The following is a 16,660-nucleotide window of genomic DNA, read 5'->3' on the forward strand; positions in this document are numbered from 1 at the left end:
TCCCGGTGGCGCCGCCGCGCCACGTAGAGTCCACAGTCCGCACACGACGCAGGAGGCCGGGCGATGAGCGCTGTCAGCAAACCGCACGAGATCGTGGAACGCGCCCTCGCCCTGGCCACGTCCGACGGCTGCGTCGTGATCGCCGAGGAGCACTCCTCGGCCAACCTCCGCTGGGCTGGCAACGCGCTCACCACCAACGGGGTCACCCGCGGCAGGTCCCTGACGGTCGTCGCCACGGTCGACGGCGCGCGGGGCGCCGCGTCGGGCGTCGTCTCGCGCTCCGCCGTCACCGCCGATGACCTGGAACCGCTCGTGCGGGCCGCCGAGGCCGCGGCCCGCACCGCGGCGCCCGCCGACGACGCGCGTCCCCTGATCGACGGGGACGAGGCGTCCGACGACTTCACGGGCGCCCCGGTCCTGACCACGTCCGCCGTCTTCGACGCCTTCGCGCCGCGCCTCGGAGAGTCCTTCGCCCGCGCCCGCGAGCAGGGCCGCGAGCTGTACGGCTTCGCGAACCACGAGCTCACGTCGACCTACCTCGGCACCTCCACGGGCGTGCGGCTGCGCCACGACCAGCCGAGCGGCACGCTCGAGATGAACGCCAAGTCCCACGGCGGCACCAGGTCCGCCTGGGCCGGCCACCCGACCCGGGACTTCGCGGACATCGACCCGCTCGCCGTCGACGAGGAGCTGGCGCGCCGCCTCGCCTGGGCGAAACGCAAGGTGGAGCTGCCGGCGGGCAGGTACGAGACGCTGCTGCCGCCGACCGCCGTGGCCGACCTGCTGATCTACCAGCTGTGGTCGTCCGCGGCGCGTAACGCGGCGGAGGGCCGCACGGTCTTCTCCAGGCCCGGCGGCGGCACGCGCGTCGGCGAGCGGCTGACCGGCCTGCCGCTCTCGCTGCGCAGCGACCCCGACGAGCCCGGCCTGGAGTGCGCGCCGTTCGTCGTGGCCCACGCGTCGGGCGACGACCTGTCGGTCTTCGACAACGGCCTGCCGCTGACGGCCACGAACTGGATCAGGGAGGGCCGCCTCGACCGGCTGGTCACCACGCGCCACAGCGCCGGTCTGACGGGCCTGCCGGTGGCGCCGCCCATCGGAAACCTCGTGCTCGACGGCCTCGGCGAGGGCGTGGGTGAGCGCTCCCTCGACGAGATGGTGGCGGGCACGGAGCGCGGGCTGCTGCTCACGTCGATGTGGTACATCCGCGAGGTCGACCCGGCGACGCTGCTGCTCACCGGGCTGACGAGGGACGGCGTCTACCTCGTGGAGGGCGGCGAGGTCGTCGGCGAGGTCAACAACTTCCGCTTCAACGAGTCGCCGGTCGGCCTGCTGTCCCGCGTCACGGAGGCCGGGCGTACGGAGCGGACGCTGCCGCGCGAGTGGGGCGACTGGTTCACCCGGGCCGCGATGCCGCCGCTGCGCGTGCCCGACTTCAACATGAGCTCGGTCAGCAAGGGCGTGTGAGACGGCCGTCTAGAATCGGATACGAGCCTCCGGACCTCTCCGGGGGCTTTGATCCCCTTCAAGAGGAGACATGAGCACCGTGACGGACATCGTCGACGACCTGCAGTGGCGCGGCCTCCTCGCCGTGTCCACTGACGAGGACGCACTGCGCAAGGCGTTCGCGGACGGTCCCGTCACGGTCTATTGCGGCTTCGACCCGACCGCGCCGAGCATGCACATCGGCAACCTCGTGCAGATCCTCACGGTCCGCCGCCTCCAGCAGGCTGGTCATCGCCCGCTGGCGCTGGTGGGCGGCGCGACGGGGCTGATCGGCGACCCGAAGCCGACGTCGGAGCGCACGCTGAACGCTCCCGAGGTCGTCGCCGACTGGGTCGACCGGTTCAGGCGGCAGCTCCAGCCGTACTTCGCGTTCGAGGGGCCGAACGCGGCGATCGTGGTGAACAACCTCGACTGGACGTCCGGGCTGTCCGCGATCGAGTTCCTGCGGGACGTCGGCAAGCACTTCCGGGTCAACAAGATGATCTCCAAGGAGGCGGTCTCCCGCCGCCTCAACTCCGACCAGGGCATCAGCTACACGGAGTTCAGCTACCAGATCCTCCAGGGCATGGACTTCCTGAGGCTGTACCAGCAGCACGGCTGCACCATGCAGACCGGCGGCAGCGACCAGTGGGGGAATCTCACGGCCGGGGTCGACCTGATCCACCGCGTCGAGGGCGAGTCCGTGCACGCCCTGGCGACGCCGCTGCTGACCAAGGCGGACGGCACGAAGTTCGGCAAGACCGAGGGCGGCGCCATCTGGCTCGACCCGGAGATGTACTCGCCGTACGCCTTCTACCAGTTCTTGCTCAACACGGACGACCGGGACGTCTCCCGGTTCGCGCGGATCTTCAGCTTCAGGTCGCGCGAGGAGCTGGAAGAGCTGGAGGAGCAGACGCGCGAGCGTCCGCAGGCGCGCGCGGCGCAGCGCGCGCTCGCCGAGGAGCTCACGACGCTGGTGCACGGCGCCGGCCAGTGCGCCGCCGCGATCGCCGCGTCGAAGGCCCTGTTCGGCCAGGGCGACCTGGCGGGACTCGACGAGGCGACGCTGCGGGCCGCGCTCGCCGAGCTGCCGTCCGCGCGGGTCACGCGCTCGGCGACGATCGCGGACCTGCTCACCGAGACGGGTCTCGCGCCGAGCAAGTCGGCCGCACGCCGGACGGTCAAGGAGGGCGGCGCCTACGTGAACAACGCGAAGGCCGCCGACGCCGACGCGGCCCTGGACGCCGGCGACCTGCTGCACGGACGGTGGCTGGTGCTGCGCAGGGGCAAGAGGAACCTGGCCGCTGTCGAGGTCACCGGCGCCTGACGGCCCCCGGGCACCCGCGGGCGGGCGCGGGCGGTCAGACCCGCTCGCGCCGCCTGCCCCGTACGGACGCCCAGAGCATGTCCCCCACGAAGACGATCAGGACGGCACCGGCCAGTTGCAGCGCGTGGCGCGTCCAGTCCACCCCCCGGGTGTCGGCGACGCCGAGCCAGCCCGCGGCGGCGTTGCCGAGGATGCTGCCCAGGATGCCGAAGACGACCGTGAGCCACAGCGGGATGCGCTGCTTGCCCGGGATGATCGCCTTGGCGATCAGGCCGAGCACCAGACCCACGACGATGACCCACAACCAGTGCATGGACGCCTCCTCGCGCGGCGCGGGGGCCGCGCATCGCAGAGCCAGTGTGCTGCGGCCGTAGGTGCCCCGCATGCCGGGCGGGCCGTACGTGGTCGCGCGCGCCGGAAATTCCACGCTGAATGGGGACTCCCCCGTCGATGACCGGGAGATCACGGCGTACCGTGAAGGTGTCAGGACCGGGGCAGGTCCGACCATGAATCGGGTGATGACAGTGATGCGGAAGCGCGACGGCAACGGGGTTTTCCGGATCACCGGTGCCCGTGCGGGCCTCCAGGAGGACGTCAGGGCCAGGCAGCGGCGGTATGTCATCTCGATGAGCATCCGCACGGTCGCGGTGATCCTCACGGTGGTCCTGTGGAACGTGGAGCGGCCGATCGCGTTCGTCACGCTGGTCGTGGGACTGCTGCTGCCCTACGTGGCCGTGGTGATCGCGAACGGGGGCCGGGAGAACGCCACGAGGCTGCCGTCGACGTTCGTGTCGGCACCGACACCCCCGATGATCACCGACGGCTCGACGACGCCTGCACCGTCAACGGGAGAGGGCGACCGTCCCGCCGGGGATGCCGAGGCACCGGATGATCGGGCCGCCGCACGCCGGTGACCACGCCGCGGGGGTGCCCGGGCGCGGCGGCCCCGGCAAGTACTCGCACCAATCGTGGGGTTCGGCTCCGGGCGGGCAACACCGCGTGACATACTTGGAAGGCGCTCCGCATCCCCCGTCGGAGCGACGGACCGACGCCGGGCAGCTCCCCCCGTGGCTGCTCGGCGTCGTTTGTCTTTCCCCGCAGGTCCGGCCCGGAACGGGCGTCGCTACGCTGGCGGAGTGACTTCCGAAGACCTTCCCGCACTCGTCTGTTCGGCGAAGGGCTGCACGGCTTCCGCCGTCTGGGTCCTCGCCTGGAACAACCCGAAGCTGCACACGCCGGAGCGGCGCAAGACGTGGCTCGCGTGCGACGGGCACCGGGAGCACCTGTCGTCGTTCCTCGGCGTGCGGGGCTTCCTCAAGGACGTGGTGACGACGGCGGAGTGGGAGGCGCGGCAGCGGGGAAGCGATTCCTGACCCGTCAGCCGCCGATCGCGGACATCGGCCGGGACGGCTGGAGGAACGACGGGTCGTCGAGGCCCGAGCCCGCCTTCTTGCCCCACATGGCGAGCTTCCAGATCCTCGCGATCTCCTCGTCGCCGGCCCCGGAGCGCAGCGCGGCGCGCAGGTCGGTCTCCTCGGTGGCGAACAGGCACGTGCGGATCTGGCCGTCGGCCGTGAGGCGGGTACGGTCGCAGGCCGCGCAGAACGGGCGGGTGACGGACCCGATGACGCCGACGCGGTGCGGACCGCCGTCCACGATCCAGCGCTCCGCGGGCGCGGCGCCGCGCACGCTCTCGTCCTCGGGCGTCAGGGTGAAGCGGGTACGGAGCGAGGTGAGGATGTCACCCGCGGTGATCATGCCTTCGCGCTTCCAGCCGTGCTGCGCGTCGAGCGGCATCTGCTCGATGAAGCGCAGCTCGTAGCCGCGCTCGACCGCCCAGGCGAGCAGGTCGGGCGCCTCGTCGTCGTTGAGTCCCGGCATCAGCACCGTGTTGATCTTGACGGGTGTGAGGCCGGCGTCATGGGCCGCTTCGAGGCCCGCGACGACGTCCGCGTGCCGGTCGCGGCGGGTGAGGGTCTTGAAGACGTCGGGCCGCAGCGTGTCGAGCGAGACATTGACCCGGTCGAGGCCTGCCGCCTTGAGCGCGTGGGCCGTGCGCTTGAGCCCGATGCCGTTGGTCGTCAGCGACATCCTGGGCCGCGCGGCGAGTGCGGCGCAGCGCTCCACGATGGCGACGAGACCCGGCCTGAGAAGGGGCTCACCGCCCGTGAAGCGGACCTCCCTGATCCCCAGACGCGACACCGCGACGTCGACGAGGCGCACGATCTCGTCGTCGGTGAGCAGGTCGGGCTTGGCCAGCCACTGCAGGCCTTCCTCCGGCATGCAGTAGGTGCACCGCAGGTTGCACCGGTCCGTGAGCGAGACCCGCAGGTCGGTCGCGACCCGCCCATACGTGTCGACGAGCACAGTGGGGCCTCCCAATATCGCTGTTCCGGCCCTTCGAGCCTACGTCAGAGTGCCGACAGCGGATGGGGGCCGATTGGTATGACGGGATCCTCCGCCGCGTCGTAGGACCCTACGACGCGGCGCGGGGCGCCCCCCGCGAACAGGACGGATGGCGAGCATGCGGGGAGCCGGCGCCGCTGCACGGACGCGTGGGCAACGCTCCCTGCCCGTGGGGCACTTGGTGTGACACACTGCGTCCGGCACGACCGTCAGCGACCGCCGCCGCCCCCGGAGATGCGAGCATGCCGCCCCAGACCAGGATCGACACCAGCAGGCCCCATCCCGCACGCGTGTACGACTACATGCTGGGCGGCAAGGACCACTACCCGGTGGACCAGGAGCTCGGCGAACGGCTTCCCGCGTTCCTGCGCACCGGCGCCCAACAGAACAGGGCCTTCATGCGGCGCGCCGTCGCCCAGGCCGCGCGGGCGGGGATCCGGCAGTTCCTCGACATCGGTACCGGGATACCGACGGAGCCCAACCTGCACCAGATCGCACAGCGCGTCGCCCCGAAGGCACGCGTCGTCTACGCCGACTACGACCCGATCGTCCTCAGGCACGCCGAGGCGCTGCTCGTGAGCGCGCCTGAGGGCGCGACGGACTACATCCAGGCCGACGTGCGCGAGCCGGACGGGATCCTCGACCACGCCCGTTCGTTCCTCGACTTCGAGCAGCCCGTCGCCCTCTCGCTCATCGCGCTGCTGCACTTCGTCGTCGACGCGGAGGACCCGTACGGCATCGTCAGGACGCTCGTGGCGGCTCTGCCGTCCGGCAGCAGGCTGATCCTGTCCCACGCGAGCCTGGAGCGCTTCCCCGATTCGACGTCCGAATTGGCCAGTACGTACGCGAGCCGCATCTCCTCGCAGTCCCGCACGCGCGAGGAGGTGGCGCGGTTCTTCGACGGGCTCGACCTCGTGGCGCCCGGCGTGGTGACGGCGCCGGAGTGGCACCAGGACGACGCGGACGCGCCGGAGCCGAGCGCCGTCTATGTGGGTGTCGCCCGCAAGCCCTGAACGGCGTGCGCCGCTCACCCCACGCCCGCGGCGCCCAGCAGCGAGCCCGCCGCGTACGTGACGGCCATGGCGACCGCGCCCCCGCCCACGTTGCGCACCAGGGCCCTGCCGACCGGTGCGGCGCCGAGGCGCGCGCTACCCCAGCCCGTCAGCGCCAGCGTGGCGAGCACCGAAAGCACCGTCACGGTGAGCCGCCACCCCTGCGGTGGCAGCACGACCGCGAGCAGCGGCAGCAGCGCGCCCGCGGTGAAGGCCAGAAAGCTGGCGCCGGCCGCGTGCCAGGGGTCGGTGAGCCCGTCGGGGTCGATGCCGAGTTCCTCGCTCGCGTGCGCCCTGAGCGCGTCGCGCCTGGTGAGCTGCTCGGCCGCCTCGCGTGCCACGTCGTCCGAGAGCCCGCGCTCCCTCAGCAGCCCCGCGAGCTCGGCGAGTTCCTCCTCGGGCTGCTCACGCAGTTCTCGGCGTTCCACCGCGAGTGCGGCCTTCTGCGAGTCGCGCTGCGTGGAGACCGACACGTACTCCCCCGCCGCCATCGACATGGACCCGGCGAGCAGTCCCGCGAGGCCCGCCGTCAGCAGCGCCGCGCGCTGCGGGGTCGCGCCGGCGACACCCACCACGAGCCCGGCCGTCGAGACGATGCCGTCGTTGGCGCCGAGCACCGCGGCCCGCAACCAGTTGAGCCGCGAGCTCAACCCTGCACCGTGCGGCTCGTCGTGAGCCGCGTTCGTGTTCGTCACTGCGGGAGCGTCTCATCCGGCGGGCCCGGCGCGGCGCACCGGGCGCGGTGCGCCCGGCGGGCGGCCTCCGGGCTGTCAGTCCGGGCCCGTATCCTCTGTGACCATGCTCGACGACCGCACGACAGCAGCGCCATGGCCGGCCGCGTACCCCCGGGGTTACGCGGTCGTCGACGTGGAGACCACCGGCCTCGCACGCGACGACCGGATCATCTCCGCCGCTGTCTACCGCCTCGACGCGCTGGGCGAGGTGGAGGACCACTGGTACACGCTCGTCAACCCGGAGCGCGATCCCGGACCCGTCTGGATACACGGCCTGACGAGTGATGTGCTGGAGTCGGCGCCGCTCTTCCGCGACGTGGCCGGGGAGTTCGCCGCCCGGCTCGAGGGGCGCGTGCTCGTCGCGCACAACGCGGTCTTCGACTGGTCGATGATCGCCAGGGAGTACGCGCGCGCCGAGCTCACCGCGCCCACCCGGCAGCGGCTGTGCACCATCGCGCTCTCCAAGGAGCTGGGCCTCCCGCTGCCCAACCACAAACTGGAGTCGCTGGCGGCGCACTTCGGCGTCGTCCAGCGCCACGCGCACCACGCGCTCGACGACGCGCGCGTGCTGGCCGAGGCGTTCCGGCCGAGCCTGCACGCGGCGGCGCGCGGCGGGGTGCGCCTGCCGCTGCTCGAGTGCCGCCCGCTGACGGAGTGGGCGCAGGGCCCGTCACGTCCGCGCGTCGGCTACCGCCCCGCGGGCCAGGCCGCGGGGCACGCGTACGGGCCCGGCAGTTGGCGGCCCTCGCGCAAGCGTCCGCCGTGCCCCTTCCCCAACCCCGGGCGGTACGAGCCGGGCGGGGCGCTGGCGCAGGGCATGCGCGTGGCGTTCTCCGGCGACACGTCCGTCGACCGGGAGTTGCTTGAGGACCGGGCCGTGGAGGCGGGGCTGCACGTGGCGTCGAGCGTCTCCCGGCTCACGAGCCTGCTGGTGACCAACGACCCGGGGTCGGCCACGTCGAAGGTAGTCAAGGCCGCTGCGCACGGGACGCCCGTGGTGGACGAGGCCGCGTTCTGCCAGTTGCTGCAGTCCGTCGAACCGGCTCCGGGGCCCGAGCCGGAGCCGCCGCGGCCGGTCGCCGCCGTGCCGCGGCCCGCGCCTGGCCCTGCCGCCGAGGCGGCGCCGCGGGAGATGACGCTCTGGGAGGGCTGAGCCGGGGCGGTTGGGCGGGGGCTCGCCGTCACGGTCCGCCCGCGCGCGTGGTAACGATGTCGGCATGGATCTGGGACTGAAGGACCGCGTGTACGTCGTCACGGGCGGCACGCGAGGGCTCGGCAGGGCCGCGGCGCAGGCGCTCGCTGACGACGGCGCGAAGGTGGTCGTCTCCGGCCGGGACGGCAAGGGCGTCGCGGAGGCCGCGGCGGAGCTGGGCTCGGGGGCGCTGGGTGTGGCGGCGGACAACGCCGATCCCGCGACGGCCCAGCGGCTGGTGCACGCGGCGAAGGAGCGGCTCGGCGGGTTCGACGGGGTGCTCATCAGTGTGGGCGGTCCGCCGCCCGGTTCGGCCGTGGACAACACCGACGAGCAGTGGCAGGCGTCGTTCGAGTCGGTCTTCCTCGGGGCGGTGCGCATGGCGCGCACCGCGGCGGAGGAGCTCGGCGAGGGCGGCGTGATCGGCTTCGTCCTGTCGAGCTCCGTCCACGAACCCGTCCCGGGCCTCACGATCTCCAACGGACTCAGGCCGGGGCTCGCGGGCTTCGCCAAGTCGCTGGCGAACGAGATCGGGCCGCGCGGGATCCGGGTGGTGGGTCTGCTGCCCTCGCGGATCGACACCGACCGGGTGCGCGAGCTCGACGCGCTGAGTGGCGACGCGGAGGCGACGCGCGCGGCGCAGGCGTCGCGCATCCCGCTGGGCCGGTACGGGACGCCGGAGGAGTTCGGCCGCGTGGCGGCGTTCCTGCTGTCGCCCGCCGCGTCGTACCTGACGGGCGTGATGGTCCCGGTGGACGGCGGCGCCCGGCGGGGCTTCTGACGACCCGTCGCGCGTCGCGGCGCCGAAGCGGCGCACCGGCCGCCGCCGGGCCGCCGGTCCGCCGCGAAGGGGCGGAGGTCCCGCAAGCGGCCGAGGTTCGGGGCCGATGCGGCGGTTACCGCCCTCGGACGCCGCGTGCCTTCGGCCCGTCGAGGGCCGCAGCGACCGGGCTACCGGCCTGTGGTCGCGTCCGGGCCTGCGAGGACCGGCGGTTCGCAAGGGCCACGCCGTGCACGGCGTGGCGGCGGCGCGCAGATGGCTCTGACGCCTGACAGGGACCCGCCCGGACGCACGGCGCGTCAGCGGACGGGTCAGCGGACGCGTTCCGCGCCGTGCCGCGCCGCGCGTAGGCGGATCTCGGCGGGCAGCGCGTCGAGACCCGCCGAATCGCGCGCGTGCGCGAGCGCGTCGTCCGCCACCCGCGCGATCGTCCGCTCGGGCGCGGCGTACGGTTCGAGCAGCACCCGCATCCGCACGGCGGGCGCCCGCCGCCTGCGTCCGGTCAGCCGGGCACGCGCGCGTGCCACGCCGTCGTCCGCCTCGGTCTCACGCTCCAGCATCTCCTCCAGCGCGCGCCCGCGTACCCGGGCGCCCTCCCCGTCGCCGCTGTCCACCAGCACCTCGGACAGCCGGGCCCGGCGCAGCTGGGCCAGCAGCCACCACAGTGCGAGGACGACGAGGACCGCGAGGACCGCGATCACCACGGGCCACCACCAGCCCTCGCCGCGCCAGCGGTAGCGGTCCGCGCGGCTGAGCAGGACGTCGTGCGGGCCGCTGTAGGGCCACCAGGACGGCACGGACAGCTCCGTGCCCACTGCCAGCACCACGACGCCCGCGCAGAGCAGCACGAGACCCGCCAGGCCGAGCAGCAGCCGGTTCACGAGCCGCAGCAGCCGGAACATGCGCCGTCACCCATCCCTTCGTCGCCCACCAGTCCTTCGTCGCCCACGCCCGTCAGTCCTTCTTCGCCGGCCTGCGTACCCGGACGGCGACCGAGGGGGCCTTGGCCACGCCGAGGTCGCCGACACCTTCGGCGAGCGCCGCCTCCAGGTCGGAGCGCACGTCGTCCAGCGGGCGGAAGTGCGACCGCGCACGTGCCTTGACCTTGTGACGCTTCATCCGCACCCGAACGGACTGCACGCCGGACACCTCCATGGCCCTGTCACGCAGCACCAGCGCGGCCGCGTCCCTGTCGAGGCCGGCGCGCACGCCGGGGACATGGCGCCGCATCGGCAGCACCCCGCGCAAGCCGGGCGTGGCGGCCAGCCAGATCAGCCACAGGCCCACGGCGATCGCCGCGGCGGAGCCCGCCATGACCCAGATCGCGTCGAGATGCTCCCCGGCCAGGGCGTGTGCCAACCACCGGCGCCAGTACATCGCCGGGCCGCCCGCACGCACCGAGACCACGTCGTACAGGAGCAGGCCCGACGCGCCGAGCACCACCGCGGCGACGATCGCCGCCGGGACGCGGCGGGACGACCAGAACCGGCCCGCCCCGCGGTGCTCGTGGACGCCCTGGTGCGCGCCGCCGTCCTCCTGGTGGATGCCACGCACGACCGGCAACGTCTCCGTGGGGCGCTCCCCGCTCATCGCGGCCCCCCGCCCGCCGTGGTGCGTGAGTGCGGCGAGTGCAGCCGCTCGACCCGGACCTCCACCTCGGGGACCCGCATCCCCGCCAGACGGTTCACGCGTTCCGAGACGCTGCGGCGGACCGCGCCGCACTGCGCCCCGATGTCGGACGGGTAGTCGAGTTCGACACCGACGCGCACGCGCGCGTTGTTCTTGTGCACGGTGACCACCGCATGCGGTGCGTCGCCGCCCTCGGGCACTCCGTGGAAGAGCGCCTCGCGCGCCGCCTGCGCCGCGATCTTCGCGACGACCCGGTCCGCGATCGTGACCGAGCCGCGCTCCGCCGGCGGGACGTCGAGGGGCGCCGGCGTCGTGTGGACCGTCGTCACCGCGCCGTCACCGCCGCAGGTCGTCGCGGTCGCTGCTGCCGCGGCCCTGACGGCTGCGGAAGAAGTCGCCGGGCTCCAGATCGCCGTCGGCGAACCGGCCGGCGAGAAAGCCGATCGCGCCGAGCACGGCCACCACCACGAACGCGCCGAAGCCGCCGAAATACCCGGCGAACCCCAGTGCCATGCCCGCCGCGAGGCCCGCCACCGCCATGCTCATCACGTACTCCGCTCCCTGGCCCCGTGCGGCCTGACGGCCACCGGGTTGCTGTCGCTGTGGGTGTTCACGGGCCGCTCGCTACTGCAGCCGCGAGTCCTGGTCCTCGTCGTCGTCCTCGTCCGGCAGCTTCACGTCGCTGACGGCGATGTTGACCTCGACGACCTCGAGTCCTGTCATCCGCTCGACCGCGTTCACGACGTTCTCCCGTACGTCGCGTGCGACGTCGGCGATCGGTACGCCGTAGTCGACGACGATCTCCAGGTCGAGCGCGGTCTGCACCTCGCCGACCTCCGCCTTGACCCCCCTGGTGACCGACTTGCTGCCGCCGCCCGGCACGCGCTCGCGCATGGCGCCGAACGCTCGCGACGCCCCGCTGCCCATGGCATGCACGCCGACGACGTCGCGCGCCGCGAGCCCGGCGATCTTCTCGACCACGCCGTCGGCGATGCTTGTACGGCCTCGGGAGGCGGGGTCGCCAGGCCCGCGCTTTCCGGATGCCCCTGACGACCCGGACTGCTGCGAGGACGACGGCGCTGAGCCGGAGGCGCCGGCGCCGGCGCCGGTCGAGCCGAACTGGTCACGTGGAGTGTTGTCAGGCATAACGATTCGTCCCTTCCCGGGCGATTTCACACTCTCGCCCTCACGGTAGGTGTGCTTTCCGCACGGCGCGCGGCGTATGCGGCAGGCTGGGCCGATGACGACTGCGCACGGCACGAGCGGCACGAGCGGCACCGAGGGGTGGCAGGCGGGGGTCAGGCGGCGGCTCGGGCTCGGCAGGCTGCTTCCGCTCGGCGCGGCCGAGGACAGCGCATGGCTCGCGGAGAGCGCGGCCGTGGGGGCGCTGCGGTCGGCGGTGTGGGCGGAGGCCGGCCTCGGACGGATCCGCGTCGGCCTCGCGGACACCGCCGGGGCGCAGCCCCCGACCGGGGCGGCACCGCCCGCGCCCGCGCCGCCGAGCGCGCTGCCGCCCGGTCCGCTGAGGATCGACGCGGACTTCGAGCCGGGCAGGGACGAACCGCTGCCCGCGGTGGCGGAGCGGCTGCGCGCGGCGCTGTTCGCGCACGCGCGCGAGCTGGGGCTGCAGGTGGTGCGGGTCGACCTGCGGGTGACGGGGCTGCGGGACGACGACGCTGAGCGGGCCGCGCGGCCCGCTCAGCGGCAGACAGCCGGAAGCTGGAGCCCTCTTGACCCGAACGACGTACCCGGGGTGACGGACGTGGACGGGGTCGCCGGGTTGACGAGGGCGCTGGGCGGCGGGGTCACGGACTCCGACGGGCACCTGAGGGTGGAGCTGGCGACGGCCCAGGGACACAGGCCGCTCGACGTCGCCAGGCACGTGCGGGGGGCGCTGGCGCGCGTGAGGCCCGAGGCGCTTTCGGTGGCCGTGGTCGTCACGGGCGTGGGGGTGCGGGTGGACGCGGCGGAATGAGCCGCGCGGCGGGCGTCCGCGACTCGGCGCTCCACGTCGGACCGCCGCATGGCCCGTCGCCGCAGGAGGTGGGCTCCCCACCGGACGCCCGCCCTGCCGCGGGCAACCGCGAGCCGCGTGCGCGTTGCCGGGGCACGGGAGGCTGCTGCTGGTTTCCTCGACGGGGCGGCACGCGCCTTGTGCGGCCGTCCGCCTCCCGCGCCGTCGGCAGCCTCCGCGCCGCGCCGGGCCTCCCCGCCTGTGTCGTCCGCGCCGGCCAGGCCGCGCCGCCGCGCGGATGGTGTCAGTCGCCGAGGCCCGCCAGGTCGCGCAGGCGCCTCGCCTGGGCCGCCCGTTCGGCGGCGCGCTGGTCCGCGTACGTACGCGTCGACGCCCCCCTCAGCAGCGCCTTCGTCTCGATGACCGCCTCGCGCGGGGCGGACAGCAGCGCGGACGTCAGGTCGGCCACCGCCGCGTCCAGTTCCGCGGGTGCCACCGTGAGGTTGGCGAGGCCGATGCGTTCGGCCTCGTCGGCATGGACGAAGCGGCCGGTCACGCAGATTTCGAGCGCGCGCGCGTAGCCCACGAGGTTCACGAGGGGGTGGGTGCCCGCGAGGTCGGGGACGATGCCCAGGCTGGTCTCGCGCATGGCGAACTGCGCGTCGTCGGCGGCGACCCGCAGGTCGCAGGCGAGGGCGAGCTGGAAGCCCGCACCGATCGCATGGCCCTGGACCGCGGCGACCGACAGGATGTCGTTCTGGCGCAGCCAGGTGAAAGCCGACTGGTAGCCGGCGATCGTGGCGTCCAGATCGGCGTCACCGAGGCGTGCCAGGTCGGGAAAGGAGGGCTCGCCCTCGAACCCTTCAGGCGTGAACGCCTGGCGGTCGAGCCCCGCGGAGAAGGAGATGCCCTCACCGCGCACCACGACCACCCGGACGCTGCCCGGCAGTGACGCCCCGGCCTCCGCCAACGCCCGCCAGAGGGCGGGAGACTGTGCGTTGCGCTTCGCCGGAAGGGTCAGCGTCACCGTGGCGACGGCTTCCTCGACGGTGAGCTGTACGCCGTCCTTGTCGATTACGGGAACGGGATCGAGCGATTCCGATGCGGTCATGCGGGCCTCCGGTCCGTGCAGTCGGCACAGCGTCGAGCACTGCTAAGTGACTGCACAGTAACCACCGGGGCGATCGCACGACCGCCCAGGGGTCACCGGCCGGACCGGGGTGGTCAGGCCGAAGCGGCCTTCTTGCCGCGCGTGGCTCCGCCGCGGCCCCGCAGGGTCACTCCGGACTCGCTCAGCATCCGGTGGACGAACCCGTAGGAGCGGCCGGTCTCCTCGGCCAGCGCCCGGATGCTCGCACCGGAGTCGTATTTCTTCTTGAGGTCTGCCGCGAGCTTGTCGCGCGCGGCGCCGGTCACCCGGCTGCCCTTCTTCAGAGTCTCGGCCACCCGTGCCTCCTCATGGGAAGTGCGCTCTGGACTTCTCATGATCACCCCTAGCGGCGTTCCTGGCCACCCATTCGGCAAGGTCCACTCCACGGACTTTGTCGTACTTCAACATTCCAGCACGAGCGGAATTGGCTGTTCCAGAGTTGATCGAGGTCGGCGTTCGCCATAACCCGACCCGAAATGCCTGGTCAGCGACGGGTGGAGTGGAGGTGTCCCGGATGTCGGGCGAGATACGTGCCCCAGGCACGTAGCCACGCCGGGGTAGTAGACGGACTCACCCAGATGATGGATCACCGCTGAGCCGGATGATCCATCCCGCGGCTCCCCCGGGAGGGGCGCCGCCGTCAGGCGAGGGCCACCAGGTCCTTGTAGTCGGCTCCCCACAAGTCCTCTACGCCGTCGGGCAGCATGATGATCCGCTCGGGCTCCAGCGCGTCGACGGCACCCTCGTCGTGGGTGACGAGGATGACGGCGCCCTTGTACGTGCGCAGCGCCCCGAGGATCTCCTCGCGGCTGGCCGGATCGAGGTTGTTGGTGGGCTCGTCGAGCAGCAGCACGTTGGCGGACGACACGACGAGCGTCGCGAGCGCCAGGCGCGTCTTCTCACCGCCGGAGAGCACCCCGGCCGGCTTGTCGACGTCGTCGCCCGAGAACAGGAAGGACCCCAGCGTCTTGCGGACGTCGACGAGGTCGAGGTCGGGCGCGGAGGAGCGCATGTTCTCCAGGACCGTGCGGTTCGGGTCGAGGGTCTCGTGCTCCTGCGCGTAGTAGCCGAGCTTGAGGCCGTGGCCCGGTGTGACGGCCCCGGTGTCGGGCTTCTCGACACCCGCGAGGAGCCGCAGCAGCGTGGTCTTGCCCGCGCCGTTGAGGCCGAGGATGACGACGCGCGACCCCTTGTCGACGGCGAGGTCGACGTCGGTGAAGATCTCCAGCGAGCCGTACGACTTGGACAGGGCCTCCGCCGTCAGTGGCGTCTTGCCGCAGGGCGCGGGATCCGGGAAGCGCAGCTTGGCGACCTTGTCGGCCTGGCGCACCTCCTCAAGGCCGGAGAGCAGGCGCTCGGCGCGGCGTGCCATGTTCTGGGCGGCGACCGTCTTGGTGGCCTTGGCGCGCATCTTGTCGGCCTGCGCGTTGAGCGCGGCGGCCTTCTTCTCGGCGTTGGCGCGCTCGCGGTGGCGGCGCCTCTCGTCGGCCTCGCGCTGCTGCTGGTACAGCTTCCAGCCCATGTTGTAGATGTCGATCCTGGAGCGGTTGGCGTCCAGGTAGAACACCTTGTTGACGACCGTCTCGACCAGTTCTTCGTCGTGGGAGATCACGACGAAGCCGCCGCGGTATGTCTTGAGGTAGTCGCGCAGCCACACGATCGAGTCGGCGTCGAGGTGGTTCGTCGGCTCGTCGAGCAGCAGGGTGTCCGCGTCGGAGAACAGGATGCGGGCGAGCTCGACGCGGCGGCGCTGACCGCCGGACAGGGTGTGCAGCGGCTGGCCGAGCACCCGGTCGGGCAGGCCGAGCGCGGCGGCGATGGTGGCGGCCTCGGCCTCGGCGGCGTACCCGCCCTTGGTCAGGAACTCCGTCTCCAGGCGCTCGTACTTCTTCATCGCCTTCTCGCGGGTGGCGCCCTGGCCGTTCGCCATCCGCTGCTCGTTCTCGCGCATCTTCTTCAGGACGGTGTCGAGGCCGCGCGCGGACAGGACGCGGTCGCGTGCGAGCACGTCGAGGTCGCCGGTGCGCGGGTCCTGCGGCAGGTAGCCGACCTCGCCGCTGCTGGTGATGGAGCCCGAGGCGGGCTGCCCCTCGCCCGCGAGGCACTTCGTGAGGGTGGTCTTGCCCGCGCCGTTGCGGCCGACGAGGCCAATGCGGTCGCCCTTGGCGATGCGGAAGGTGGCGGACTCGACGAGGATGCGGGCTCCGGCGCGCAGCTCTACACCGGTTGCGGTGATCACGGTAAGACTCCAGGGCGGGAAGGACGGCGGAAGGGCAGGCGGAGGGACTTCGACGCCGCTAATGCACAAGGAGAAATGCCATGCCGCCATTCTAGCGGCCGGTGGCGGCACCCATGTACCGCAATTCCGCGGCCCTGGCGCGAGGTGTGCGGCGACGGCGCGCCACTCATCAGTGCTGGTGAGAGGCGTGGGGCGGGCCGTTGTCAGTGGCCGGTGCCAGACTGAGACGCAGATCACAAACGAGTCGGCCGAAGAGATGGCCGAAGAGATAGGGGTGAGCGGCATGGCGGATGGTCCGGGCATCTGTCCCACACTGCTGTACGACGACGCGAAGTCGGCGATCAGGACCTTGAAGGAGGCCTTCGGCTTCACCGAGATCGCGGCGTACGAGGGCGAGGACGGCAAGGTCCTGCACGCGGAGCTGGCGTTCGGCCCGGGGGTCGTGATGCTCGGCTCGAAGGGCCGGGCGGGCGCGTTCGCCTCGGTGATGGCGGACGCTGGGCCGTCGAGCTGCTACGTCGTGGTGGACGGCGGGCCCGCCGCGCTCGACGCGCACTACGCGCGGGCGGCGGCCGCGGGCGTGGAGATCCTCATGGAGCCGACGGACCAGGACTACGGGTCGCGGGACTACATGGCCCGGGATGCCGAGGGCAACGTGTGGAGCTTCGGCACGTACGCCCCCGCGCTGGGCGGTGCGGGGTGAGCCGGCGC

The 16,660-nt window shown here is 72.8% G+C and carries 20 protein-coding genes; 9 read left to right on the forward strand and 11 right to left on the reverse strand.

The features are described 5' to 3' along the window. Window positions 1-63 precede the first annotated feature (63 nt). Window positions 64-1,467: a metallopeptidase TldD-related protein gene (locus tag IH48_RS0124950; protein ID WP_030908905.1), complete on the forward strand. Its 1,404-nt coding sequence runs from the start codon at window positions 64-66 to the stop codon at window positions 1,465-1,467. A 79-nt stretch (window positions 1,468-1,546) separates the two neighbouring features. Then, window positions 1,547-2,812: a tyrosine--tRNA ligase gene (gene tyrS, locus IH48_RS0124955; protein ID WP_030908908.1), complete on the forward strand. Its 1,266-nt coding sequence runs from the start codon at window positions 1,547-1,549 to the stop codon at window positions 2,810-2,812. A gap of 34 nt (window positions 2,813-2,846) precedes the next feature. Here the strand turns inward: tyrS and IH48_RS0124960 are convergent, their stop codons facing one another. After that, window positions 2,847-3,125, reverse strand: a complete 279-nt coding sequence (locus IH48_RS0124960; RefSeq protein WP_030908910.1) for a GlsB/YeaQ/YmgE family stress response membrane protein — start codon at window positions 3,123-3,125, stop codon at window positions 2,847-2,849. Between the two features lie 214 nt (window positions 3,126-3,339). Between IH48_RS0124960 and IH48_RS0124965 the strand changes: the two genes are divergently transcribed. After that, a complete protein-coding gene (locus IH48_RS0124965) occupies window positions 3,340-3,726 on the forward strand; it encodes a DUF3099 domain-containing protein (protein ID WP_037843337.1) in 387 nt (128 codons plus the stop codon). 222 nt (window positions 3,727-3,948) lie between these two features. Continuing rightward, on the forward strand, window positions 3,949-4,185 hold the full coding sequence (locus IH48_RS0124970; RefSeq protein ID WP_030908916.1) for a hypothetical protein: 237 nt from the start codon (window positions 3,949-3,951) through the stop codon (window positions 4,183-4,185). A 4-nt stretch (window positions 4,186-4,189) separates the two neighbouring features. Here IH48_RS0124970 and moaA read toward each other — a convergent pair whose 3' ends face one another. After that, window positions 4,190-5,179: a GTP 3',8-cyclase MoaA gene (moaA, locus tag IH48_RS0124975; protein WP_030908920.1), complete on the reverse strand. Its 990-nt coding sequence runs from the start codon at window positions 5,177-5,179 to the stop codon at window positions 4,190-4,192. Between the two features lie 281 nt (window positions 5,180-5,460). Between moaA and IH48_RS0124980 the strand changes: the two genes are divergently transcribed. Next, window positions 5,461-6,231 carry an SAM-dependent methyltransferase gene (locus tag IH48_RS0124980; RefSeq protein ID WP_030908923.1) on the forward strand — a complete coding sequence of 257 codons (771 nt, stop codon included), beginning with the start codon at window positions 5,461-5,463 and terminating at the stop codon, window positions 6,229-6,231. A 14-nt stretch (window positions 6,232-6,245) separates the two neighbouring features. On the opposite strand, the gene IH48_RS0124985 is transcribed toward IH48_RS0124980, so the two are convergent. Beyond that, window positions 6,246-6,965, reverse strand: coding sequence for a VIT1/CCC1 transporter family protein (locus IH48_RS0124985; protein ID WP_030908926.1), 720 nt, complete (start codon window positions 6,963-6,965; stop codon window positions 6,246-6,248). Window positions 6,966-7,062: 97 nt separating this feature from the next. Between IH48_RS0124985 and IH48_RS0124990 the strand changes: the two genes are divergently transcribed. Both IH48_RS0124990 and IH48_RS0124995 read left to right on the forward strand, forming a co-directional pair. Continuing rightward, window positions 7,063-8,157 (forward strand): DEDDh family exonuclease, encoded by a 1,095-nt coding sequence (locus tag IH48_RS0124990; RefSeq protein ID WP_051840546.1) that lies wholly within the window; start codon window positions 7,063-7,065, stop codon window positions 8,155-8,157. Between the two features lie 64 nt (window positions 8,158-8,221). Continuing rightward, a complete protein-coding gene (locus IH48_RS0124995) occupies window positions 8,222-8,977 on the forward strand; it encodes an SDR family oxidoreductase (RefSeq protein ID WP_030908932.1) in 756 nt (251 codons plus the stop codon). Window positions 8,978-9,288: 311 nt separating this feature from the next. Here IH48_RS0124995 and amaP read toward each other — a convergent pair whose 3' ends face one another. The 5 genes from amaP to IH48_RS0125020 all read right to left on the reverse strand — a co-directional run bounded on the left by amaP (window position 9,289) and on the right by IH48_RS0125020 (window position 11,752). Next, on the reverse strand, window positions 9,289-9,879 hold the full coding sequence (amaP, locus tag IH48_RS0125000) for an alkaline shock response membrane anchor protein AmaP (protein WP_030908934.1): 591 nt from the start codon (window positions 9,877-9,879) through the stop codon (window positions 9,289-9,291). 52 nt (window positions 9,880-9,931) lie between these two features. Continuing rightward, window positions 9,932-10,567, reverse strand: coding sequence for a DUF6286 domain-containing protein (locus tag IH48_RS0125005; RefSeq protein ID WP_078850013.1), 636 nt, complete (start codon window positions 10,565-10,567; stop codon window positions 9,932-9,934). Continuing rightward, the gene (locus tag IH48_RS0125010; RefSeq protein WP_037843228.1) at window positions 10,564-10,935 is read right to left on the reverse strand and encodes an Asp23/Gls24 family envelope stress response protein; all 372 of its coding nucleotides are present in this window, start codon (window positions 10,933-10,935) and stop codon (window positions 10,564-10,566) included. The genes IH48_RS0125005 and IH48_RS0125010 overlap by 4 nt, the downstream gene beginning before the upstream one ends. 7 nt (window positions 10,936-10,942) lie before the next feature. Then, the gene (locus IH48_RS0125015) at window positions 10,943-11,152 is read right to left on the reverse strand and encodes a hypothetical protein (RefSeq protein WP_030908939.1); all 210 of its coding nucleotides are present in this window, start codon (window positions 11,150-11,152) and stop codon (window positions 10,943-10,945) included. Window positions 11,153-11,230: 78 nt separating this feature from the next. Continuing rightward, the gene (locus tag IH48_RS0125020; RefSeq protein ID WP_051840548.1) at window positions 11,231-11,752 is read right to left on the reverse strand and encodes an Asp23/Gls24 family envelope stress response protein; all 522 of its coding nucleotides are present in this window, start codon (window positions 11,750-11,752) and stop codon (window positions 11,231-11,233) included. Between the two features lie 94 nt (window positions 11,753-11,846). On the opposite strand from IH48_RS0125020, the gene IH48_RS0125025 reads away from it, so the two are divergent. Then, on the forward strand, window positions 11,847-12,581 hold the full coding sequence (locus IH48_RS0125025; RefSeq protein ID WP_030908943.1) for a hypothetical protein: 735 nt from the start codon (window positions 11,847-11,849) through the stop codon (window positions 12,579-12,581). A 283-nt stretch (window positions 12,582-12,864) separates the two neighbouring features. Here the strand turns inward: IH48_RS0125025 and IH48_RS0125030 are convergent, their stop codons facing one another. The 3 genes from IH48_RS0125030 to IH48_RS0125040 all read right to left on the reverse strand — a co-directional run bounded on the left by IH48_RS0125030 (window position 12,865) and on the right by IH48_RS0125040 (window position 15,949). Continuing rightward, the gene (locus IH48_RS0125030; protein ID WP_030908945.1) at window positions 12,865-13,671 is read right to left on the reverse strand and encodes an enoyl-CoA hydratase/isomerase family protein; all 807 of its coding nucleotides are present in this window, start codon (window positions 13,669-13,671) and stop codon (window positions 12,865-12,867) included. A gap of 113 nt (window positions 13,672-13,784) precedes the next feature. Beyond that, complete coding sequence (locus tag IH48_RS0125035) at window positions 13,785-14,006, reverse strand: helix-turn-helix domain-containing protein (RefSeq protein WP_006123601.1); 222 nt, start codon at window positions 14,004-14,006, stop codon at window positions 13,785-13,787. A 344-nt stretch (window positions 14,007-14,350) separates the two neighbouring features. After that, a complete protein-coding gene (locus IH48_RS0125040; RefSeq protein WP_030908948.1) occupies window positions 14,351-15,949 on the reverse strand; it encodes an ABC-F family ATP-binding cassette domain-containing protein in 1,599 nt (532 codons plus the stop codon). A gap of 274 nt (window positions 15,950-16,223) precedes the next feature. Here IH48_RS0125040 and IH48_RS0125045 point away from each other — a divergent pair, with 274 nt between their 5' ends. Then, a complete protein-coding gene (locus IH48_RS0125045; RefSeq protein ID WP_199810018.1) occupies window positions 16,224-16,652 on the forward strand; it encodes a VOC family protein in 429 nt (142 codons plus the stop codon). Window positions 16,653-16,660: the final 8 nt, after the last annotated feature.

It is taken from the genome of Streptomyces sp. NRRL F-5126, assembly GCF_000721265.1.
Lineage (GTDB): Bacteria > Actinomycetota > Actinomycetes > Streptomycetales > Streptomycetaceae > Streptomyces.

Bases quoted from the DNA above. Each gene is read 5' to 3' on its own strand.
- IH48_RS0124950 (WP_030908905.1), top strand. From the start codon at position 64: ATGAGCGCTGTCAGCAAACCGCACGAGATCGTGGAACGCGCCCTCGCC.
- IH48_RS0124960 (WP_030908910.1), bottom strand. From the start codon at position 3,125: ATGCACTGGTTGTGGGTCATCGTCGTGGGTCTGGTGCTCGGCCTGATC.
- IH48_RS0124965 (WP_037843337.1), top strand. From the start codon at position 3,340: ATGCGGAAGCGCGACGGCAACGGGGTTTTCCGGATCACCGGTGCCCGT.
- IH48_RS0124980 (WP_030908923.1), top strand. From the start codon at position 5,461: ATGCCGCCCCAGACCAGGATCGACACCAGCAGGCCCCATCCCGCACGC.
- IH48_RS0124995 (WP_030908932.1), top strand. From the start codon at position 8,222: ATGGATCTGGGACTGAAGGACCGCGTGTACGTCGTCACGGGCGGCACG.
- amaP (WP_030908934.1), bottom strand. From the start codon at position 9,879: ATGTTCCGGCTGCTGCGGCTCGTGAACCGGCTGCTGCTCGGCCTGGCG.
- IH48_RS0125005 (WP_078850013.1), bottom strand. From the start codon at position 10,567: ATGAGCGGGGAGCGCCCCACGGAGACGTTGCCGGTCGTGCGTGGCATC.
- IH48_RS0125015 (WP_030908939.1), bottom strand. From the start codon at position 11,152: ATGAGCATGGCGGTGGCGGGCCTCGCGGCGGGCATGGCACTGGGGTTC.
- IH48_RS0125020 (WP_051840548.1), bottom strand. From the start codon at position 11,752: ATGCCTGACAACACTCCACGTGACCAGTTCGGCTCGACCGGCGCCGGC.
- IH48_RS0125025 (WP_030908943.1), top strand. From the start codon at position 11,847: ATGACGACTGCGCACGGCACGAGCGGCACGAGCGGCACCGAGGGGTGG.
- IH48_RS0125030 (WP_030908945.1), bottom strand. From the start codon at position 13,671: ATGACCGCATCGGAATCGCTCGATCCCGTTCCCGTAATCGACAAGGAC.